General features: G+C 70.4%; 16 protein-coding genes. 12 read left to right on the forward strand and 4 right to left on the reverse strand.

Translation table 11 applies throughout. The features are described from left to right. Positions 1 to 38: 38 nt before the first annotated feature. The gene (locus V1634_RS28050; RefSeq protein ID WP_331210728.1) at positions 39 to 2189 is read left to right on the forward strand and encodes an acyltransferase family protein; all 2151 of its coding nucleotides are present in this window, start codon (positions 39 to 41) and stop codon (positions 2187 to 2189) included. Between the two features lie 103 nt (positions 2190 to 2292). Here the strand turns inward: V1634_RS28050 and V1634_RS28055 are convergent, their stop codons facing one another. After that, entirely contained in the window at positions 2293 to 2472 is a 180-nt protein-coding gene (locus V1634_RS28055) for a hypothetical protein (protein ID WP_331210729.1), read from the reverse strand. A gap of 85 nt (positions 2473 to 2557) precedes the next feature. Next, on the reverse strand, positions 2558 to 3442 hold the full coding sequence (locus V1634_RS28060) for a SigB/SigF/SigG family RNA polymerase sigma factor (protein WP_331210730.1): 885 nt from the start codon (positions 3440 to 3442) through the stop codon (positions 2558 to 2560). Between the two features lie 513 nt (positions 3443 to 3955). On the opposite strand from V1634_RS28060, the gene V1634_RS28065 reads away from it, so the two are divergent. The 5 genes from V1634_RS28065 (at position 3956) to groL (ending at position 8546) form a co-directional block, all read left to right on the forward strand. After that, positions 3956 to 4699, forward strand: coding sequence for a GAF and ANTAR domain-containing protein (locus V1634_RS28065; RefSeq protein ID WP_331210731.1), 744 nt, complete (start codon positions 3956 to 3958; stop codon positions 4697 to 4699). A gap of 93 nt (positions 4700 to 4792) precedes the next feature. Beyond that, the gene (locus V1634_RS28070; protein ID WP_331210732.1) at positions 4793 to 5521 is read left to right on the forward strand and encodes a GAF and ANTAR domain-containing protein; all 729 of its coding nucleotides are present in this window, start codon (positions 4793 to 4795) and stop codon (positions 5519 to 5521) included. A 239-nt stretch (positions 5522 to 5760) separates the two neighbouring features. Continuing rightward, a complete protein-coding gene (locus V1634_RS28075; protein WP_331210733.1) occupies positions 5761 to 6108 on the forward strand; it encodes a lipopolysaccharide assembly protein LapA domain-containing protein in 348 nt (115 codons plus the stop codon). Positions 6109 to 6243: 135 nt separating this feature from the next. Next, the gene (locus V1634_RS28080) at positions 6244 to 6795 is read left to right on the forward strand and encodes a DUF5994 family protein (RefSeq protein ID WP_331210734.1); all 552 of its coding nucleotides are present in this window, start codon (positions 6244 to 6246) and stop codon (positions 6793 to 6795) included. A 179-nt stretch (positions 6796 to 6974) separates the two neighbouring features. Further along, complete coding sequence (groL, locus tag V1634_RS28085; protein ID WP_331210735.1) at positions 6975 to 8546, forward strand: chaperonin GroEL; 1572 nt, start codon at positions 6975 to 6977, stop codon at positions 8544 to 8546. Between the two features lie 81 nt (positions 8547 to 8627). On the opposite strand, the gene V1634_RS28090 is transcribed toward groL, so the two are convergent. Both V1634_RS28090 and V1634_RS28095 read right to left on the reverse strand, forming a co-directional pair. Continuing rightward, complete coding sequence (locus V1634_RS28090; protein ID WP_331210736.1) at positions 8628 to 9020, reverse strand: BON domain-containing protein; 393 nt, start codon at positions 9018 to 9020, stop codon at positions 8628 to 8630. A 90-nt stretch (positions 9021 to 9110) separates the two neighbouring features. Beyond that, complete coding sequence (locus tag V1634_RS28095) at positions 9111 to 9488, reverse strand: LapA family protein (RefSeq protein WP_331210737.1); 378 nt, start codon at positions 9486 to 9488, stop codon at positions 9111 to 9113. Positions 9489 to 10022: 534 nt separating this feature from the next. Here V1634_RS28095 and V1634_RS28100 point away from each other — a divergent pair. The 6 genes from V1634_RS28100 (at position 10023) to V1634_RS28125 (ending at position 16696) form a co-directional block, all read left to right on the forward strand. Continuing rightward, positions 10023 to 10193 carry a hypothetical protein gene (locus V1634_RS28100; protein WP_331210738.1) on the forward strand — a complete coding sequence of 57 codons (171 nt, stop codon included), beginning with the start codon at positions 10023 to 10025 and terminating at the stop codon, positions 10191 to 10193. Further along, a complete protein-coding gene (locus V1634_RS28105) occupies positions 10190 to 11227 on the forward strand; it encodes a glycosyltransferase family 4 protein (RefSeq protein ID WP_331210739.1) in 1038 nt (345 codons plus the stop codon). The genes V1634_RS28100 and V1634_RS28105 overlap by 4 nt, the downstream gene beginning before the upstream one ends. A gap of 188 nt (positions 11228 to 11415) precedes the next feature. Further along, positions 11416 to 12606 carry a glycosyltransferase gene (locus V1634_RS28110; protein WP_331210740.1) on the forward strand — a complete coding sequence of 397 codons (1191 nt, stop codon included), beginning with the start codon at positions 11416 to 11418 and terminating at the stop codon, positions 12604 to 12606. Then, positions 12603 to 13628, forward strand: a complete 1026-nt coding sequence (locus V1634_RS28115; RefSeq protein ID WP_101368985.1) for a glycosyltransferase — start codon at positions 12603 to 12605, stop codon at positions 13626 to 13628. The genes V1634_RS28110 and V1634_RS28115 overlap by 4 nt, the downstream gene beginning before the upstream one ends. 79 nt (positions 13629 to 13707) lie before the next feature. Then, on the forward strand, positions 13708 to 15189 hold the full coding sequence (locus tag V1634_RS28120) for a glycoside hydrolase family 130 protein (protein ID WP_331210741.1): 1482 nt from the start codon (positions 13708 to 13710) through the stop codon (positions 15187 to 15189). A 325-nt stretch (positions 15190 to 15514) separates the two neighbouring features. Beyond that, positions 15515 to 16696, forward strand: coding sequence for a low temperature requirement protein A (locus tag V1634_RS28125; protein ID WP_331210742.1), 1182 nt, complete (start codon positions 15515 to 15517; stop codon positions 16694 to 16696). Positions 16697 to 16727: the final 31 nt, after the last annotated feature.

Consider the following 16727-nt stretch of genomic DNA (forward strand, 5'->3'; position numbering starts at 1 on the left):
TCGAACTATCCAGATCTTGAGCGTTTGGAGGGTTGCCAGTGGCGGTTCATGCCGCTCGGCCGGCCGCTGCGACTCGCCGGCCCGCCGGGCAGACGAGTCGCAGCGGCGGATTCCGGCGGGACATCGAGGGGCTGCGGGCGGTCGCGGTACTGCTCGTCGTGCTCTACCACGCCCGGCTACCCCTCGTCGGTGGCGGCTATGTCGGCGTCGACGTCTTCTACGTCATCTCCGGTTTCGTGGTCACCACCGTGCTGCTGCGCGAGTTCACCACCAACGGCTGCATCTCCCTCCCGGCCTTCTACGCCCGGCGGGCCCGGCGGCTGCTGCCCGCCGCCGTGCTCACCCTCGTCGTCACCCTGGTCGCGTCCTGGCTGTGGCTGCCCCTCCAGACGCAGTGGGTCGCCAAGCACGCGATCGCGAGCGCCACGTACAGCCTCAACTTCCTTCTCGCGATGAACAACGTGGACTACCTCGACGCGATGCGACGGGAGTCGCCGCTGGAGCACTTCTGGTCGCTGGCGGTGGAGGAACAGTTCTACCTCGCCTGGCCACTCCTTCTCGTGGCGCTCTTCGCCTGGCCGCTCCGCCGCCGGGGCGGCCGCAGTCGGGATACCAGCCGCCCCGACAACAGCGGGCCGCTCCTGATCGGTGTCGGCACGGTCGCCGTACTCTCCTTCGCCTTCGGGGCCTGGCTGACGACCCACTCACCTGGCTACGCGTACTTCGTCAGCCCGGCCCGAGCCTGGGAACTCGCGGTCGGCGCCCTCCTCGCCCTCACCGCCGGCACCCTGGCACGACTTCCCGGCCGGGTCGCCGCGGCCATGACCTGGGCGGGGCTGGCGGCCGTCGCGGCAGCCGCGCTGCTCTTCGACGCCTCGACGCAGTTCCCCGGGTACGCGGCGCTGCTGCCGGTGACCGGTGTGGCGCTGGTGATCGCCGGAGGCTGCTCGGCGCCGGGCGGAGGAGCGGCCGGGCTCCTCTCGATCGGGGTGCTACAGCGGATCGGACGACTCTCGTACTCGTGGTACCTCTGGCACTGGCCCTTCCTGATCCTTGGGCCGGTGGTCCTCGGCGGCGCCGGTTCGCTGCGGCAGAACCTCGGACTCGCCGCCGCCGCCCTCGCCGCCGCGGCCATCACCTACGCCCTCGTCGAGAACCCGATCCGCCGCCTCCCCCGACTGGAGTTCAAGCCTCGGCGGACGCTCGGGCTCGCCGTGGCGTCGTCCGGGCTCGTCTTCGCCGTGGCGCTGCCGATGCTGCTGCTCAAGCCGACGGTGGTGGGGCCAGGGGCGCCGGTCGACACCGCGGCGACGCTGTCGTCCGCCAGCTCCGCCGAGGAGGAACTCATCCGGCTGGTCGCCGCCAGCGCCGAGGCCACCGCGGTCCCAGCCAACCTCTCCCCAGCCCTGCCCGACGTCACCGCGGACACCCCCGCGGTGTTCCGGGACGGCTGCGTCGTACTGAAGATCACCGAAACCGCACCGGCGCGGCCGTGTGTCTACGGCGACCCGGCGGCGCGGCAGACCGTCGTACTCTTCGGCGACTCGCACGCGGGAAGCTGGTTTCCCGCCCTGAACGAGATCGCGAACGCCCGCGGGTGGCGCCTCGTCGTCATGGTCAAGGGATTCTGCAGCGCAGCCTCGGTACGGTTCCGTCTCGACTCCATCGACCGTCCGTTCGACGAGTGTGTCGAGTGGCGCCAGGCCATGTTGGAGCGGATCGCCAGCCTGCGGCCGATGCTCGTGGTCACCTCCTCCACCGACTTCAACTTCGGCGAACCGGTCGACTCCTTCACCGACCGGGACCAGGTCTGGACTGACGGCTGGATCCGCACCCTGGAGGAGATCGGATCTGATGCCGGCGAGGTTGTACTGATCAACGACACGCCCTGGTTGCCGGCGACGGTTCTCGACTGCCTCGCCCGGCACCTGACCGACGCGCGCCGCTGCCACGCACCGGTGCGGGACGCGCAACTGGAGCCGCGGCGACGCGCGATGATCGCGGCCGCTGCGGTGCACCGGGGAGTCAGGGTCATCGACCCGACGCCGTGGTTCTGTACGGCGTCGGTCTGCCCGGCCGTGATCGGCAACGTCGTCACACTCCGGGACGGCAACCACATGCCGGCCGCCTACTCCCGGCTGCTGTGGCGCGTCCTGGACGAACGAATCGGCCCGCGCGTCGGGATGTGAACTTGTGGTCCGCGCCCCCTGGGACGCGGGGTACAGGTGGATCTCGACCTTGACGAGCGGGCGCCCACCGCCGTCGCTGACGCGGAGGGGGCCGCGCTCGGTGTCATCCCGACGTGATGTCGGCGGGTGTCATCGTGGCGGGCTGGATGTCGAGCGTCCGGAGCAGCGAGCCGTTGAGGTTCGTGTCGACCATCCGGGGCAGTTGCCGGTCGACCCAGTCGGCCCTGGCGGACAGCCCTCTCGCCCGCAGCCTTGCGACGATCTCGGCGCGATGGATGTGCATGGCATCTCCCTTCGGCGGTGCTTCGTAGCTGACGGCGCCGTTTCCGGGTGGCGGCGCCGTCTTCTGGATGGCGGCTAGCGCAGCGTCACTGGTCGCCGAGTCCGGCCAGTGTGATCGGGGCGGCCCGAAGTCGGGTGAGGGTTCGATCCAGCAGTCGGGATATCTGCATCTGGGACACCCCGACCTCGGCGGCGATCTGGGTCTGGGTCATGTTGTCGTAGAACCGCATGGTGAGGATGCGGCGCTCTCGGACGGGAACCGTCGCCAGGAGTAGTCGCAGCGTCAGGCGGTCGTCCACCCGGGCATAGTGTGGATCGACGCCGCCGAGGCGGTCGATGGGCTCGTCGCCGCTTTCCACCGCGGGTGGGGCGTTCAGCGACGTCAGGCGGTAGACCTGCTCGGCACCGAGCGCGGCACGGAGTTGGTCGACGGTGATGTGCAGGTAGTCGGCGAGTTCGGCCTGTGTCGGGGTACGGCCCCGCTGCTGGCTGAGTTCGCCGCTGGCGGTCCTGACCTCGCTGGTCAGTTCCTGAATGGCGCGTGGTACCCGCATTCCCCACGTCGTGTCCCGGAAGTGCCGCTTGAGGGCGCCGAGGATGGTCGGGACGGCGTAGGAGACGAACGCGGTGCGGCGGTCCGGGTCGAACCCGTCGATGGCGTTGACCAGGGCGACGGCGGCGACTTGGGCCAGGTCGTCGAAGGGTTCGCCGCGTCCGGCGTAGCGCCGTGCGAGTCGGTGCGCCGTCGGCAGGTTCGCCTCGATGGCTCGGGCTCGGATCCTGACGCGATCGGAATGCCCGGCGGGCAGGGCGTCGCGTTGGCGTAGTAGCTGCTCGGTGCCGGTCGACGCGCGGGCTGGTCGGGCACCATGCGCGGGGGCGCCACCGTGGACGGCGGCCCGGGGTGGCCGGGGGTCGCTGGTGACCGGCGTCGTCGCTTCGGTGGGGCGGCGGGGCGGACCGGTGTTCATGATTGACTCGGCGGGAACGGTCATGGTGATCAACGCCCTCGGGGAAGTCGCCGCGGTGTGCCGGCGGGAGATGGCGCCCCTGCGCTGAAGGCGCCTGGAGTCGCTGGGTGACCGCTGGGTCCGGGCGGCGAGGGGACGCCAGCGTGAACGCTGACTGGCGCGTCGGTGTGGTGGGGCGGGTCCTGCGGATCACTCTACGCCCCCACCGGTTGGATAAGACCGGCCCGGCGCGGCCTGGTCGTACCGTCACCACCGCGACGCGGCGCGGGAACGTGCGACACGAGCGCGGCGACCGGGCGGGGCCCCGGCTGTCCGGCGTAGGCTGGCCGGTGACAAGCCGCCATGCAGCGAGTCGCGTTCGACCCGGTCCCCGTCCTACGTCACCTGCCCGTCGCGGCCCTGGCGAACCGTTCGGGGTATCGGAGGCGCCTTCGTGGATTCACCTCTGGTACCGCTGCGCCTGCCGTTCCACCAGCCGGCTGCGGGCGAAGACCGTCCGGCTGGGGCGGTGCGATGACCGCCGATCGCCGGACGCGGTTGTGGAGCCTGGTCGTCGAACACGTCCAGGGCCGTCCGGTCGCGGTCGAACATGTCTGCGCGGCGGTGATGTCGGCCACCAGGGTGGACGGCGCGACCGTCACGGTGCTCGGCACCGGCTTCCGCGAGACGGTGTACGCCAGCGACGACGTCGCGTCGGACCTGGCGGAGCTGACCATGACGCTCGGTGAGGGGCCGGCCGCCGATGCCGTGGCCGGCGCCCCGGAGCTGGTCGCCGACCTGACGGCCCCGGAGTGCCTGGTCCGCTGGCCGGTGTTCGCACCGGCGGCGTTGCGGACCGGGGTGCGTGCGGTGTTCGCGCTGCCGCTGCGGGTCGGTGCGGCCCGGATCGGTGTCCTGGATCTCTACCGTGCCCGACCCGGTCTCCTGGGCCGTGAGCAACTGGCCGACGCGCTGATGCTCGCGGACGCCGCCTGCGCGCTGCTGCTCGACGCGGCGCAGCACGATCGGCCGCGTCCGGGCGGACGCTGGCCCGAGCGGGCTGGGCTGCACCACCCCGAGGTACACCAGGCCACGGGAATGGTCACCGTGCAACTGGGGGTGAGCGCGGCGGTGGCCCTCATCCGGCTGCGCGCCTACGCGTACTCCCACGACCGGCGACTGCGGGACGTCGCCAGCGACGTGGTCGCCCGGCGCCTCCGCTTCAGCCCCGGCCCCGACCTCGGCTCCGACGAGGGCGGGGACCTCACTGGCCGCTGAGTCTCGGGACCGGGCATGTTCGTATCAGGTTCGTCGGGGTCGTGGCAGCCGGCTGCCGGGCGGCAGGTCTACGCTGTGTCGAGGGAGAGTGAGATGGCCGAGATCCAGCTGACCAATGTGTTCGTCGAGTTGGCCGACACTCTCGTCGACGAGTTCGACGTGATCGACTTCATGCACGTGTTGACCGAGCGGTGTGTGCAGCTTCTGGGTGTCTCGGCGGCCGGGCTGTTGCTGACCGACCAGCAGGGCACGCTGCAGGTCGTGGCGGCCTCGTCCGAACGGACCCGACTGCTGGAGCTGTTCCAATTGCAGACCGACCAGGGCCCGTGCGTGGACTGCTTCCGTACCGGCCGACCCGTGTCGGTCGCCGACCTCGGCACCGCCGGCCGCTGGCCGCGCTTCGCCGCAGCCGCCGCCGAGGTCGGTTACGCCTGCGTACACGCCCTGCCGATGCGCCTGCGTACGGAGGTCATCGGTGCCCTGAACCTGTTCGACACCCAGCCGGGCGCGCTCGGTAAGGAAAAGCTGCGTATCGCCCAGGCCCTGGCCGACGTGGCCACTATCGGCCTGCTGCAGCAACGCGCCATCCAACGCCGCGACACCCTCACCGAACAGTTGCAAACCGCGCTGAACAGCCGCGTTCTGATCGAACAGGCCAAGGGCGTCCTGGCCGAACGCCTCCAGCTCGACATGGCCGAAGCCTTCACCCTGCTTCGCAACGGCGCCCGGAGCCGAAACCGGCGGCTGTCCGATCTCGCCCAGGCCGTCGTCGACGGAACCGAACAGATCCCACCGACGACGGTCACCGGCCCGCGCCGGTGACACCCCTCGGCGGATCGACAGCCACGGCCCATGCCGAAGGCAGCGATGTCGCGGACACTCGGCGGAGGTGGTCGTAGCGGGCAGCCGGGCGAACCGCCCTGGGCCCTCCTCCCCGACCCCCGGTCGAGGCAACTCGGCGTGCCGGGCCGAACAGGCGTACGATGGGGTCATCCCGGAAGCGACGACATCCCAGCCTTGAGGTGCCCGCCATACCGGCCCCACCCCCAGAGGGGGATGTCATGTCCAACCATTTCCGCACCACCCCGGGCACGCCGATCGATTCGGCCACCACGGCATCGCCGAAGCCCTCAGCCGTACCGTCGCCGACGCCGACCCGGATGCCGCACACCCGCACCGGCGCTGCCTGGTTCGGGATCTGCGCCGCCGCGCTCATCTGCGTGGTGCTCATCGTCTTCATGCTGCAGAACACCCGCAGCGTCGAGGTCACCTTCCTGTGGATGCACGGCACTCTGCCGTTGGCCCTGGCCCTGCTGATCGCCGGTGTCGGCGTCGCGATCCTGACCATGGTGGTCGGCGCCGCCCGCATCACCCAACTGCGCAGACTGGCCCGCCGCCAGCGTCACTGATCCGCGTTCCACACCCACGACCCCGCTGGCGCGGTCCGCGACCGCGCCAGCAAGTTCGACGCCTCGGCCTGCCATTCTCCCGACCGCAGTCTCTCGCCGGATCCCGAACGCGGCGACGGGCGGAAGGAACTTGCCATGACACACGCCGCTGCTGCCAGCCGCGCGACGACGATCTCGCCGACGCCGCCGTCGACCCCACGACTGCGGATGGAGCCCACCGGCTCCCGCCGTACCCTCCTGGACGGCGGTTGGTGGCCTCGCTCGACCGACCCCGTCGCGGAACTGCCGGGTCTCGTCCTGGCCATCGACAAACTCCGCGGACCCGTCACCAGGCTCGTCCTCGCCGCCGGTGGCTGGGACACCCATCCCCACCGGCTGGGGGTGGCCGACCGGGTCCTCCGGCTGGGCTACTTCAGCAGCCAGCCCGTCAGCCTACTCACCGCGCTGTGCGACAACGGTGACCGCGTCGACCTGCTGATCGTCCCGCCGGAGACCGCGAGCAACACCGCCGACGCGGCGATGGTCCTCGCCGCAGTCACCAGCAACCAGGTGCACCCTCAACACATCTTGCTCGCCGTCACCACGTCCACTCCCCGTGCGGTCGATGACGCTTCCGAAGCCGTCTGGGAGGACGAAGGCGGTCAGCCGGGTCTCGCGCCGCCCCGGGTCCTGTCGGATGCGCGGTAGGGGCGGCGGGAGGACGTTGTGCTTGCACTCTCGGGTGGCGAGTGCTAGACCGTAGTTAGCACTCGCACTTCGTGAGTGCCAGCCGAATGGGATGAGCCCTTTGTGGGCGTGCGCGATGTGTTCGTCGCAGGTCGGTCCGAGCAGTGCTGAACGTCGGCACGACAGGTAGAGGACGACAGATGGCCAAGTTGATCGTATTCGGTGAAGACGCCCGTCGCGGCCTGGAACGCGGCATGAACATGCTCGCCGACACGGTGAAGGTGACGCTCGGCCCGAAGGGCCGCAACGTCGTGCTGGGGCACGGATGGGGTGCGCCGACCATCACCAACGACGGCGTGAGCATCGCCAAGGAAATCGAACTCGACGACCCGTACGTGAAGCTCGGTGCCGAGTTGGTCAAGGAGGTCGCGAAGAAGACCGACGACGTGGCCGGTGACGGCACGACGACGGCCACCGTCCTGGCCCAGGCGCTGGTGCGGGAAGGACTACGCAACGTGGCCGCCGGAGCGAACCCGGTCGCACTCAAGCGCGGCATCGAACAGGCCGTGGTCGCGGTGACCGAGGCGCTGCACCGCCAGGCCCAGGAGGTCGAGACCAGGGCGCAGATCGCGGCCACGGCGTCCATCTCCGCCGCCGACCCCGTCGTCGGTGAACTCGTCGCCGAAGCGATGGACAAGGTCGGCAAGGAAGGCGTCATCACCGTCGAGGAGGGCAACACCTTCGGCCTGGAACTGGAGTTCACCGAGGGCATCCGCTTCGACAAGGGCTGCATCTCGCCGTACTTCGTCACCGACACCGAACGGATGGAAGCCGTTCTCGACGACCCGTACCTGCTCATCGTCGAGAACAAGATCTCGAACCTGACCGACCTCCTCCCGATCCTGGAACAGGTCATGCACGCGGGCAAGCCGCTGGCCATCATCGCCGACGACGTCGAGGCCGAGGCCCTCACCACCCTTGTCGTCAACACGGTCCGCGGCACACTCACCTCGGTGGCGGTCAAGGCGCCCGGTTTCGGTGACCGCCGCACGGCCATGCTGGCCGACCTCGCCGTCATCACCGGCGCTCAGGTCGTCAGCGACGCCGCCGGTCACACACTGGGAAACGTGACCCTCGACATGCTCGGCCGGGCCCGCAGGGTGGTCGCCACCCTGGACGAGACCACCGTCATCGACGGCGCGGGTGACCTCGACCAGATCGCCGGACGCGTCGCCCAACTCCGCTCCGAGATCCAGCACAGCGAATCCGACTACGACCGGGAGAAGCTACAGGAACGGCTGGCCGCCCTGGCCGGCGGCATCGCGGTGATCAAAGTCGGTGCGGCCACCGAGGTGGAACTCAAGGAGCGGAAGCACCGCATCGAGGACGCCGTCCGCAACGCCAGGGCAGCCATCGAAGAGGGCCTGCTCCCCGGCGGTGGCGTGGCGTTGGCCAACGCCGCGGCCACCGCGTTCGACAAGCTCGACCTCGCCGGTGACGAGGCCACCGGCGCGAACATCGTACGGGTCGCGCTCACCGCGCCGCTGAAGCAGATCGCCAGCAACGCCGGCCACGAGGGAGCGGTGGTGGCAGAGAGAGTCAACTCGCTTCCACCCGGCCAGGGCCTCGACGCCGCCACGGGCCAGTATGTCGACATGGTCAAGGCCGGCATCGTCGAACCCGCCAAGGTGACCCGTTCGGCATTGCAGAACGCTGCCTCGATTGCCGCACTCTTCCTGAGCACCGAGGTACTCATCGTCGACAAGCCGTAGCCGGACGGCGCCCCGGGTCGCCGGTAAACGGAACGACGCAGATCGACCCGGCCGTCTCGGGACGGCCGGGTCGATCTGAGATCAGGCGGTGACAGTGAGCTGGTTCCTGACGCTGGTGACACCGGCACCCGACCACGCCACGTTCTCGGCCTGACGGCGTTCGGCGCACGAGCGTACAGCGCCGCGCAGCGTTACCTCGGTGCCGTTGACCTCCGCCTCGACCTGCTCGGCATCGAGCTGGGCGTTGCGCCGGATCGCCGAGCCGATCGCCGCTTTCAGGTCGTCGGAAGCCGATGCGGTCGCCGTCAGCCTGATGGTGTTGCTGACCGCGGTGACGCCCTTGAGATACATGACCGTGCGTGCGGCGGCCTCCCGCTCGTAGTGGCGGGCGACGGTGCCAGAGCGGGTGACCACACGATTGCGGACCCCGACCGTGACGGCGCCGGAGGGTACGTCGACCGCCCAGCCGAGCATCCTGACCCTCCGGCCACCAATATGCCACCGCATTTGGTGCATATTCAAATATATCTCGAGCTTCATTCGAAACTGCGGGCTTTTAGTATGCTACGCAGTCCTGTCCTGCGTGTCGTCGTTCGCCACCTGAGTGTCCGACGGCGGCGGCGTCCGGGACGCGATTCGCCGATGGGTCGCCGGCACCCTGGTGTAGACGAGAACGGGCACGGCCACCAGCAGCACCCCGAACGCCGTGGCTATCAGCAGCGCGATTCCCGTGGGGAGTTGTCCATGCGCTCCCAGGAAATGCACGTCGGACGGTTGGCCGTTTTGCAGGATGATGATCAGCGACAGCAGCATCGTCGCGGAGGCGGCGAGCGCGACCCACAGACTGGTGCTGCGGGCAAATTCCGTCGCACGGAACTCGCCGTTGGTCCTACGGCGGTTCCCCGCGGGAACGGACCGCGCCGGGCTGACAAATCGTGTCATTGCTAAACCTTATCTCGCCGGAGGTACGCGGAGTCCGTAAGACCTGAGGTGCCCGGGTCCAAAGACGTGGCCAGCCTAGGGCCGAGCCGGGTTCCCGGTAGGACCGGGATGTCGGATTTGGTCGCCGGCCGGAGAAAGGACCGGCGACTGGTTGCGCCCGGCGTGTCCCGGAAATACGCGCCCGGGCAAGGCGTCGTCGCGCCGGAGTGGTGGAATCGCCGGTACGGCCGGCGCGGGAGTACGGGGCGTGGCGGGCACGCCGCCGTCCTCGGGTGAACGCAGACCGCCGTCCGAGCGCGGCAAGGCGTAGTGTTCGGATTCACCCGGGCTGACGCGTCCGCTCCACTCCGGCTCGCACCGGCACCGTCAGTCGCCTCGAGACCGCCGGAAGGCCGATCAGGAACGGCCGACGGACATCGAGGGTCGCCACGATCACGTTCCAGGCCGGCGGGCGGGTGCCGTCGGCAATCGTTCGGGCGCGATAGGAGAAGAACCTACGGCGACCCGGCTGAATTCGTACGCGAGGAGAAGCGGATGGCGATTGACGACGACAGAACCGTCGAATTGTTGCGTGGTCGTGGTCACCAGGTCAGGGCCGACCGGATCGACGGCGAGCTGCCGGACCGGATCGACGGCGTCTGTCACGCGAGCCCGCTGCCGACCGGCCTCGACCCCGCCGGCCTGGCCGATCGCGCATCGCGGTGAGGGTGGCCATGCTGGGATCGGTGGCGTGGCGCACGCCTCCACACCATTACGGGCCGTGGGAGCAGGTGACCGGCCTGCTCGCTGACGGTCTGGTTGCCCGGGGTGCGGATGTGACACTCTTCGCCACCTTGGACTCGGTCACCTCCGCCCGGCTGGACGGGGTGTGTCCGCGGGGGTACGCGGACGATCCGGCCGTCGACGGGCGGGTGGCGGAGGCGATGCACGTCGCGCACGCGCTGGCGCGGTCCGCCGAGTTCGACCTGGTGCACAACCACCTCGACTGGCTACCGCTGGCCTTTGCCGAGCACTGCCGCGCCCCGCTGGTCACCACGATCCACGGTTTCTCGGATTCGGCGATCCTGCCCGCGTACGCGAGGGCCCGGTCGGCCTATGTGTCCATCTCCGACGCCGACCGGGTCGCCGGGCTCGACTACGTCGCCACCGTCTATCACGGAGTCGACCTCGACGGCTTGCCGTTCGCGGCCGACGGGGGGACGGGACTGATCGTGTTCGGCCGGATCCACCCCGACAAGGGCACCCACATCGCGATCGAGATCGCCCGGCGGGCCGGCCGGCCGCTGGCCATCTGCGGAATAGTCCAGGACGAGCGGTACTTCGCCGAGGAGGTGGCCCCGCACATCGACGGCGAGCACGTCGTCTTCCACGGCCCGGTCGGTCCGCGTCGCCGCGGCGAACTCCTCGGCGCCAGCGCGGCGCTGCTGCACCCGATCGCCTTCGACGAGCCGTTCGGCCTGTCGGTGGTGGAGTCGATGGCCTGCGGCACACCGGTGGTGGCGTACCGGCGCGGAGCGATGCCGGAGGTCGTCGACGAGGGTGTGACGGGTTTTTTGGTGCGTACCGTCGAAGAGGCCGTCGCGGCCGTCGCCCGGGTCGCGACCATCGACCGGCTCGGCTGCCGGACCCGTGCCCGGCAGCGGTTCGACGCCGACCGCATGGTGGCCGACTACCTGCGCGTGTACCGCGACGTCCTCCGCTTGCCGGATCGGTACCGACCGCTGGCGGGTCGATGCTGATAGTGTCGACCCGCCGATGGCTTTTTCGAGGTCCGGCGTAGGTTCGCGATCGGCCAGACCCCGCGTGAGGCGGTGGCTCCCCGCGGACCCGTCCCGCCCGTCACACACGCTGGCCGGGTAGACGCCACTATCGCGTGAGGTCCGTAACCGCTCGCGCGGCAGCGGCCGACAACCGAAAGGCGCGGCAGATGGCCCGCAGTTACGGTTTTCTCAGCACCCATCCACCGACCCAGTGCGGACTGGCCACCTTCAACGCGGCCCTGGCCGCCCATCTCGCCGCCGACGGACCGCCGGACGGCGTTGTCCGCATCGTCGACGCCGGCGAGGACCCCGCCGGGCCGGCGGCGCAGACCACCGGGCACGCGGGACCGGTCGGCCCCGAAGTCGTGCATGACTGGTCGACGCGGACAGTCGCCGGTTGGCGGGACGCCGCCGCGGCCCTCGACCGCTACGACATCGCCGTCGTCCAACACGAGTACGGCATCTACCCCGGACCCGACGGCGCGGATGTCCTGCCGCTGCTGCGCCGGCTCACGGTACCGAGCATCGTGGTCCTGCACACCGTGCTCGCACATCCGACCGCCGGGCAGAAGGCGGTGCTGGAGCAGCTGGTGGAGGCGGCCAGCGCGGTCGTCACCATGACCGACACCGCCCGCGACCGGCTGCTCGTCGGCTACACCGTCGACCCGGGCAAGGTTACGGTGATCCCGCACGGTGCGGCCGAACTCGCCGCCCCGGCTATCGAACCGCGTGAGCGCCCCCACCTGCTCACCTGGGGACTGCTCGGCCCCGGTAAGGGAATCGAATGGGCGTTGCGGGCCCTCGCCCGCCTGCGCGACCTCCGCCCGATGCCCAGCTACACCGTCGCGGGCCGGACGCACCCGAAGGTGCTCGAGCAGGACGGTGAGGCGTACCGGGCGGAGCTGCACCGCTTGGGCGCGATCCTGGGCGTCTCCCACGCCGTCGACTACCAGCCGGTCTACCACGATGAGACCGCACTGGGCCGGCTGATCCGCTCCGCCGACGCCGTCGTGCTGCCCTACGACTCTCGCGAACAGGTCACCTCCGGCGTGCTCGTCGCGGCGGTCGCCGCCGGCATCCCCGTCGTCGCGACGCCCTTCCCGCACGCCGTCGAGATGCTCACCGACGGCCCCGGCCTGCTCGTGCCCCACCAGAATCCGGCGGCACTGGCCGCCGCCATCCGGCGGATCCTGACCGAACCCGGCCTGGCCGCCAGCCTCGCCGACCGCACCCGCACCAGGATTCCGACACTCCGATGGCCTGCGGTGGCGGCCCGGTACCACGCCCTCGCCAAGCGGCTCCTCACCGACAGAGTCCACACCGGTGGCTCACCTGCCGTGACCGCCGCACCGGCATGACCGCACCCGCGTCCCGCGTGCCCGTGCCCGCGCCCAGTTTCGCGCACCTGGCCCGGCTGACCGACGACACCGGCCTGTTCGAACATGCCCGTAATGCCACCGTGCGCCGCGAGCACGGCTACTGCACCGACGACGTCGCCCGTGGATTGGTCGTCACCAGCCGCGAGCCCGATTCGCCCGACAGGGTACTGCAACTCGCCGAGTGCTACCTGACCTTCCTCACCCACGCCCAGGACGACAGCGGTGCCTTCCACAACCGGCTCGGTCACGATCGACGCTGGACCGACGAGCCCGGTCTCGGCGACTGGTGGGGGCGGGCGGTGTGGGGGTTGGGCACCGCCGCCGCGCGCAGCCGAGCCCCGTGGATCCGCGACGAGGCCCTCGTCGCCTTCACGCTCAGTGCCGGTCGGCGATCGCCCGCGCCGCACGCGATGGCCTTCGCCGGCCTCGGTGCCGCCGAGGTGCTGCACGGACAGCCGGACAACCGGGTCGCGGCCGACCTGCTGGTCGACGCCGCCGTCGCCGTCGGCGTTCCGGGCACCGACCCGGACTGGCCGTGGCCGCAGCAGCGGTTGACCTACGCCAGCGCCGCTCTTGCGGAGGTGGTCATCGCCGCCGCCGACCTGCGCGGCGACACCAGGCTGCTCGCCGCCGGGCTGCGGATGCTGACCTGGCTGCGCGACATCCAGTACGCCGGTGGTGTGCTGTCGGTCATCCCCGTCGCCGGCTGGCAGCGCCATGCCCCACGAGCCCGGCACGACCAGCAGCCGATCGAGGTCGCCGCGCTCGCGGACGCATGCGTCACCGCCGCCGCCGTCACGGGCAACTCCGTCTGGGGAACCGGGGTGGGCCAGGCCGTCGCCTGGTTCCTCGGCGCCAACGACGGCGGCACGGCCATGTGGGACCCGGCGACCGGCGGCGGCTACGACGGCCTCACCCCGGATGGCCCCAACCTCAACCAGGGCGCGGAGTCGACCCTCGCGCTCATCTCCACCCTCCAGCACGGCCGGCGGTGGTCATGACCGAGGCATCCGTCGACCCACCGGACCCGCCATCGACCCGGTCGGCGGCTTCCGGCCCGGACCGCCGGCGCGAGTCGACATGACCGGGCCGGACCTGGCCACCAGGCTGGACCTCACCCTCAACCCCGACCCGGCACGGGTCGTCGTCAAACTATTCGTCCCCGGCGAGGACGCGGCCCTGGTACGCACTCGCGCCTCCGCGATCATCGAGCGCATCGCCCGCCTCGACGACGACGAAGCCGCCCGTCTGCTCCAGCAGACCCTGCAACGCTTCGGCGGCCGGCACCACGATCTGGAAGGCACCTTCCGGCACCACCACGACCTGGTCCACCACCGGATTCCCCGGACCAGCGAACTGTCACCCACGGCCCGCCTGCTCGTCGGCGCATACTTCAGCCACGAGTACGCCGTGGAAGCCGCCGCCCTGTGCAACCCGTCCATGGTGCCGCATCCGGATCAGACCGGCCTGGGCCCCGACCAGTTACGTGTCGCGGTCAGCCTGCGGCAGATCGGCGAGGGACACCTGTCGTCGATCGGTTTCGCTGCCGCCATACTCGGACCCGGGCACCGGCTCACCGTCACCGACCGGTCGGGCCCGCTGGTCACCGGCCGCCGCGTCAGCGCCCGTCACCGCAGGGACCTGCTCGCCGCCGGACTCGCCGAGGAAGACTGGGACAACGAGGTCTCCGCCACCGTGCTGGGACGCCTGCCCGAACGGTTCGACGACCACACCTTCGAACAGGTGCTGACCAGCCTTCCCACCGACCTACTCACCCGCACCACGAGCCAGCGCACCCTCGAGCAACTGCGCCGTACCGCCTCGGCCAGCTACGCCGTGACCTTCCCCGCCGACGTCCCGCTCCAGCGACGGATCCTCTGGCCTGCCGCGCCCGCCGAGAGCAACGGCATGGAGGACGCCCGCTTCGTCAGAATCACCGGCGACGACGGCGAATCGGCCTACCACGCCACCTACACCGCATACGACGGCCGACGCGTCGCCGCCCGGATGCTCAGCAGCGACGATCTTCGCCACTTCCAGGTGACCCCGATGCGCGGGCCGGCGTCCCGCAACAAGGGCATCGCACTGTTCCCCCGCCCGATCGGCGGCCGTCACCTCGCGCTGTGCCGCTCCGACGGCGAAACCATCGGCCTGACCCGCCTCGACCGAGCCAACCGGTGGCAGCCTCCGGTGCCGTTGCACGCTCCGCACCGCGGCTGGGAACTGATCCAGGTCGGCAACTGCGGATCACCCATCGAAACCGAAGCCGGCTGGCTGGTACTCACCCACGGAGTCGGCCCGATGCGCCGCTACGCCATCGGCGCTCTCCTGCTCGACCTGCACCGGCCCGACCGCGTCATCGCCGAACTACCCGGCGTACTCCTCGCACCCGACGACACCGAGCGCGACGGTTACGTGCCCAACGTCGTCTACTCGTGTGGCGGTCTGCTGCACGCCGACACCCTGTGGCTGCCGTACGGGGCCAACGATGCCCGGGTCCGGTTCGGCGTCGTCTCCCTCACCGCCCTGATGGAGGCGATGGACGACGTACCCGCGCGGTAGATCGGCGCGGGACAGAGGTTCCGGCATCGCCTCGGTGGCCGGCCCGCTCGAACCCGATACCCGGGTCCAACACCCCCGCGTCGGTGGCACCTGCCTTCCGATGCCGGCGAGGCAGCCGGCCTGGATCATCGCTGCCGGGGCTGACCCGAGACACGAAACCTCCTACCTGCTGTAGGTGGGTCTCCGACGGTGACATCGTGCCTACGCTGGGATCGAAGGAGGCGTTCTGGCAGCTTATGATGTCGTCTGAGGGTGTGCGGGCGGTTGACGACCGACGTCGATGCGTGTCGACGCTACTGCGACCGTCAACCGGACCAGGTATCCCGTGACGACCGACCGGGCGGTCGGGTTGGCGCGCCGAGCCGAGGGGCCGCAACGAGCGACCCTGTTGGAACTCTTCCTCGATCTGGTGTTCGTCGCCGCGCTCGCCCTGACCTCGCAGAAGCTCGCCACCGACATGACCTGGGCCGGCGTACTCCAGACCCTGCTACTGCTGCTGGCGATCTGGTGGGTCTGGTCGATCACCGCCCTGACCACCGACCTCTACCTGTCCCAGCGGCCACCGATCTTCCTGATGACCATCTCGGTCATGTTCGGCACCATGCTGATGGTCGCCGCGCTGCCGGCGGCCTTCAGCGGCGACGGGGTGGTCTTCGCGGGCGCGTACGTGGCCATCCACCTCGGTCGCAGCCTCTTCCTGACCCCCGCGCTGCGGGGCCGGCAGGCACGTCGGCACGCCGCGCGGTTTCTGTTCTGGTTCTCCGTCTCGGCCGTGCCGTGGCTGTTCGGCGCCATCGTGACAGGCACCGCGCGTGGTGCGCTGTGGACGGTGGCGCTCGCCCTGGACTACGGGGCGGCCTGGCTCCGCTACCCCACGCCCTGGCTCGGTCGGGTTCCGAGGTCGCAGTACAGGATCGCGGCCGAGCACCTGGCCGAGCGGTACCAGCAGTTCTTCACCCTCGCCCTCGGCGATCTCATTCTGGTCACCACCCTCACGTACGCCGGCTCCGGGTTCGCGGTCGACCGGACCGCCGCTTTCGTGGTCGCGTTCGCCACCACCGTGCTGCTGTGGCAGATCTACGTCCAACGTGCCGGAGCACTGCTCCAGGCCGCAATCGAATCTTCCCGTGACCCGGGACGGCTCATGCGGTCGGCCCCCTACACCCACCTGCTCATGGTGGCCGGCGTGGTCGCCTCCGCCGCCGGAGCCGAAACCGCCATCCGGCACCCCACCGGAGACACCACCTTCGGGCTGGTCGGCGTCGTTCTCGGCGGTCCCGCGTTGTTCCTGGCTGGCCGGGCCCGATTCGAGTACGAGGTATTCAGCCGGATTTCCCCCTCCCGACCGATCGCGCTACTCGTACTCGCCGTCGCCGTACCCGCGATGTTGTATGTACCACCGCTGGGAGTGGCCATCGTCGGTAACCTCGTCCTGGCCGGGATCGCCGCCACAGACCTCATTCGCGCCCACGGTCGCCCGCCCGAAGCGCCATCCCCCGCCCTCTAGACCCCGCTCCAGGAAACGTTGTTCCCCTGGT

This window comes from Plantactinospora veratri (assembly GCF_036421995.1).
GTDB lineage: Bacteria > Actinomycetota > Actinomycetes > Mycobacteriales > Micromonosporaceae > Plantactinospora > Plantactinospora veratri.

Coding starts and splice junctions, on each gene's coding strand:
- V1634_RS28055 (WP_331210729.1), bottom strand. CDS start 2,472: ATGCACATCCATCGCGCCGAGATCGTCGCAAGGCTGCGGGCGAGAGGG.
- V1634_RS28060 (WP_331210730.1), bottom strand. CDS start 3,442: ATGAACACCGGTCCGCCCCGCCGCCCCACCGAAGCGACGACGCCGGTC.
- V1634_RS28065 (WP_331210731.1), top strand. CDS start 3,956: ATGACCGCCGATCGCCGGACGCGGTTGTGGAGCCTGGTCGTCGAACAC.
- V1634_RS28070 (WP_331210732.1), top strand. CDS start 4,793: ATGGCCGAGATCCAGCTGACCAATGTGTTCGTCGAGTTGGCCGACACT.
- V1634_RS28075 (WP_331210733.1), top strand. CDS start 5,761: ATGTCCAACCATTTCCGCACCACCCCGGGCACGCCGATCGATTCGGCC.
- V1634_RS28080 (WP_331210734.1), top strand. CDS start 6,244: ATGACACACGCCGCTGCTGCCAGCCGCGCGACGACGATCTCGCCGACG.
- groL (WP_331210735.1), top strand. CDS start 6,975: ATGGCCAAGTTGATCGTATTCGGTGAAGACGCCCGTCGCGGCCTGGAA.
- V1634_RS28090 (WP_331210736.1), bottom strand. CDS start 9,020: ATGCTCGGCTGGGCGGTCGACGTACCCTCCGGCGCCGTCACGGTCGGG.
- V1634_RS28095 (WP_331210737.1), bottom strand. CDS start 9,488: ATGACACGATTTGTCAGCCCGGCGCGGTCCGTTCCCGCGGGGAACCGC.
- V1634_RS28100 (WP_331210738.1), top strand. CDS start 10,023: ATGGCGATTGACGACGACAGAACCGTCGAATTGTTGCGTGGTCGTGGT.
- V1634_RS28110 (WP_331210740.1), top strand. CDS start 11,416: ATGGCCCGCAGTTACGGTTTTCTCAGCACCCATCCACCGACCCAGTGC.
- V1634_RS28115 (WP_101368985.1), top strand. CDS start 12,603: ATGACCGCACCCGCGTCCCGCGTGCCCGTGCCCGCGCCCAGTTTCGCG.
- V1634_RS28120 (WP_331210741.1), top strand. CDS start 13,708: ATGACCGGGCCGGACCTGGCCACCAGGCTGGACCTCACCCTCAACCCC.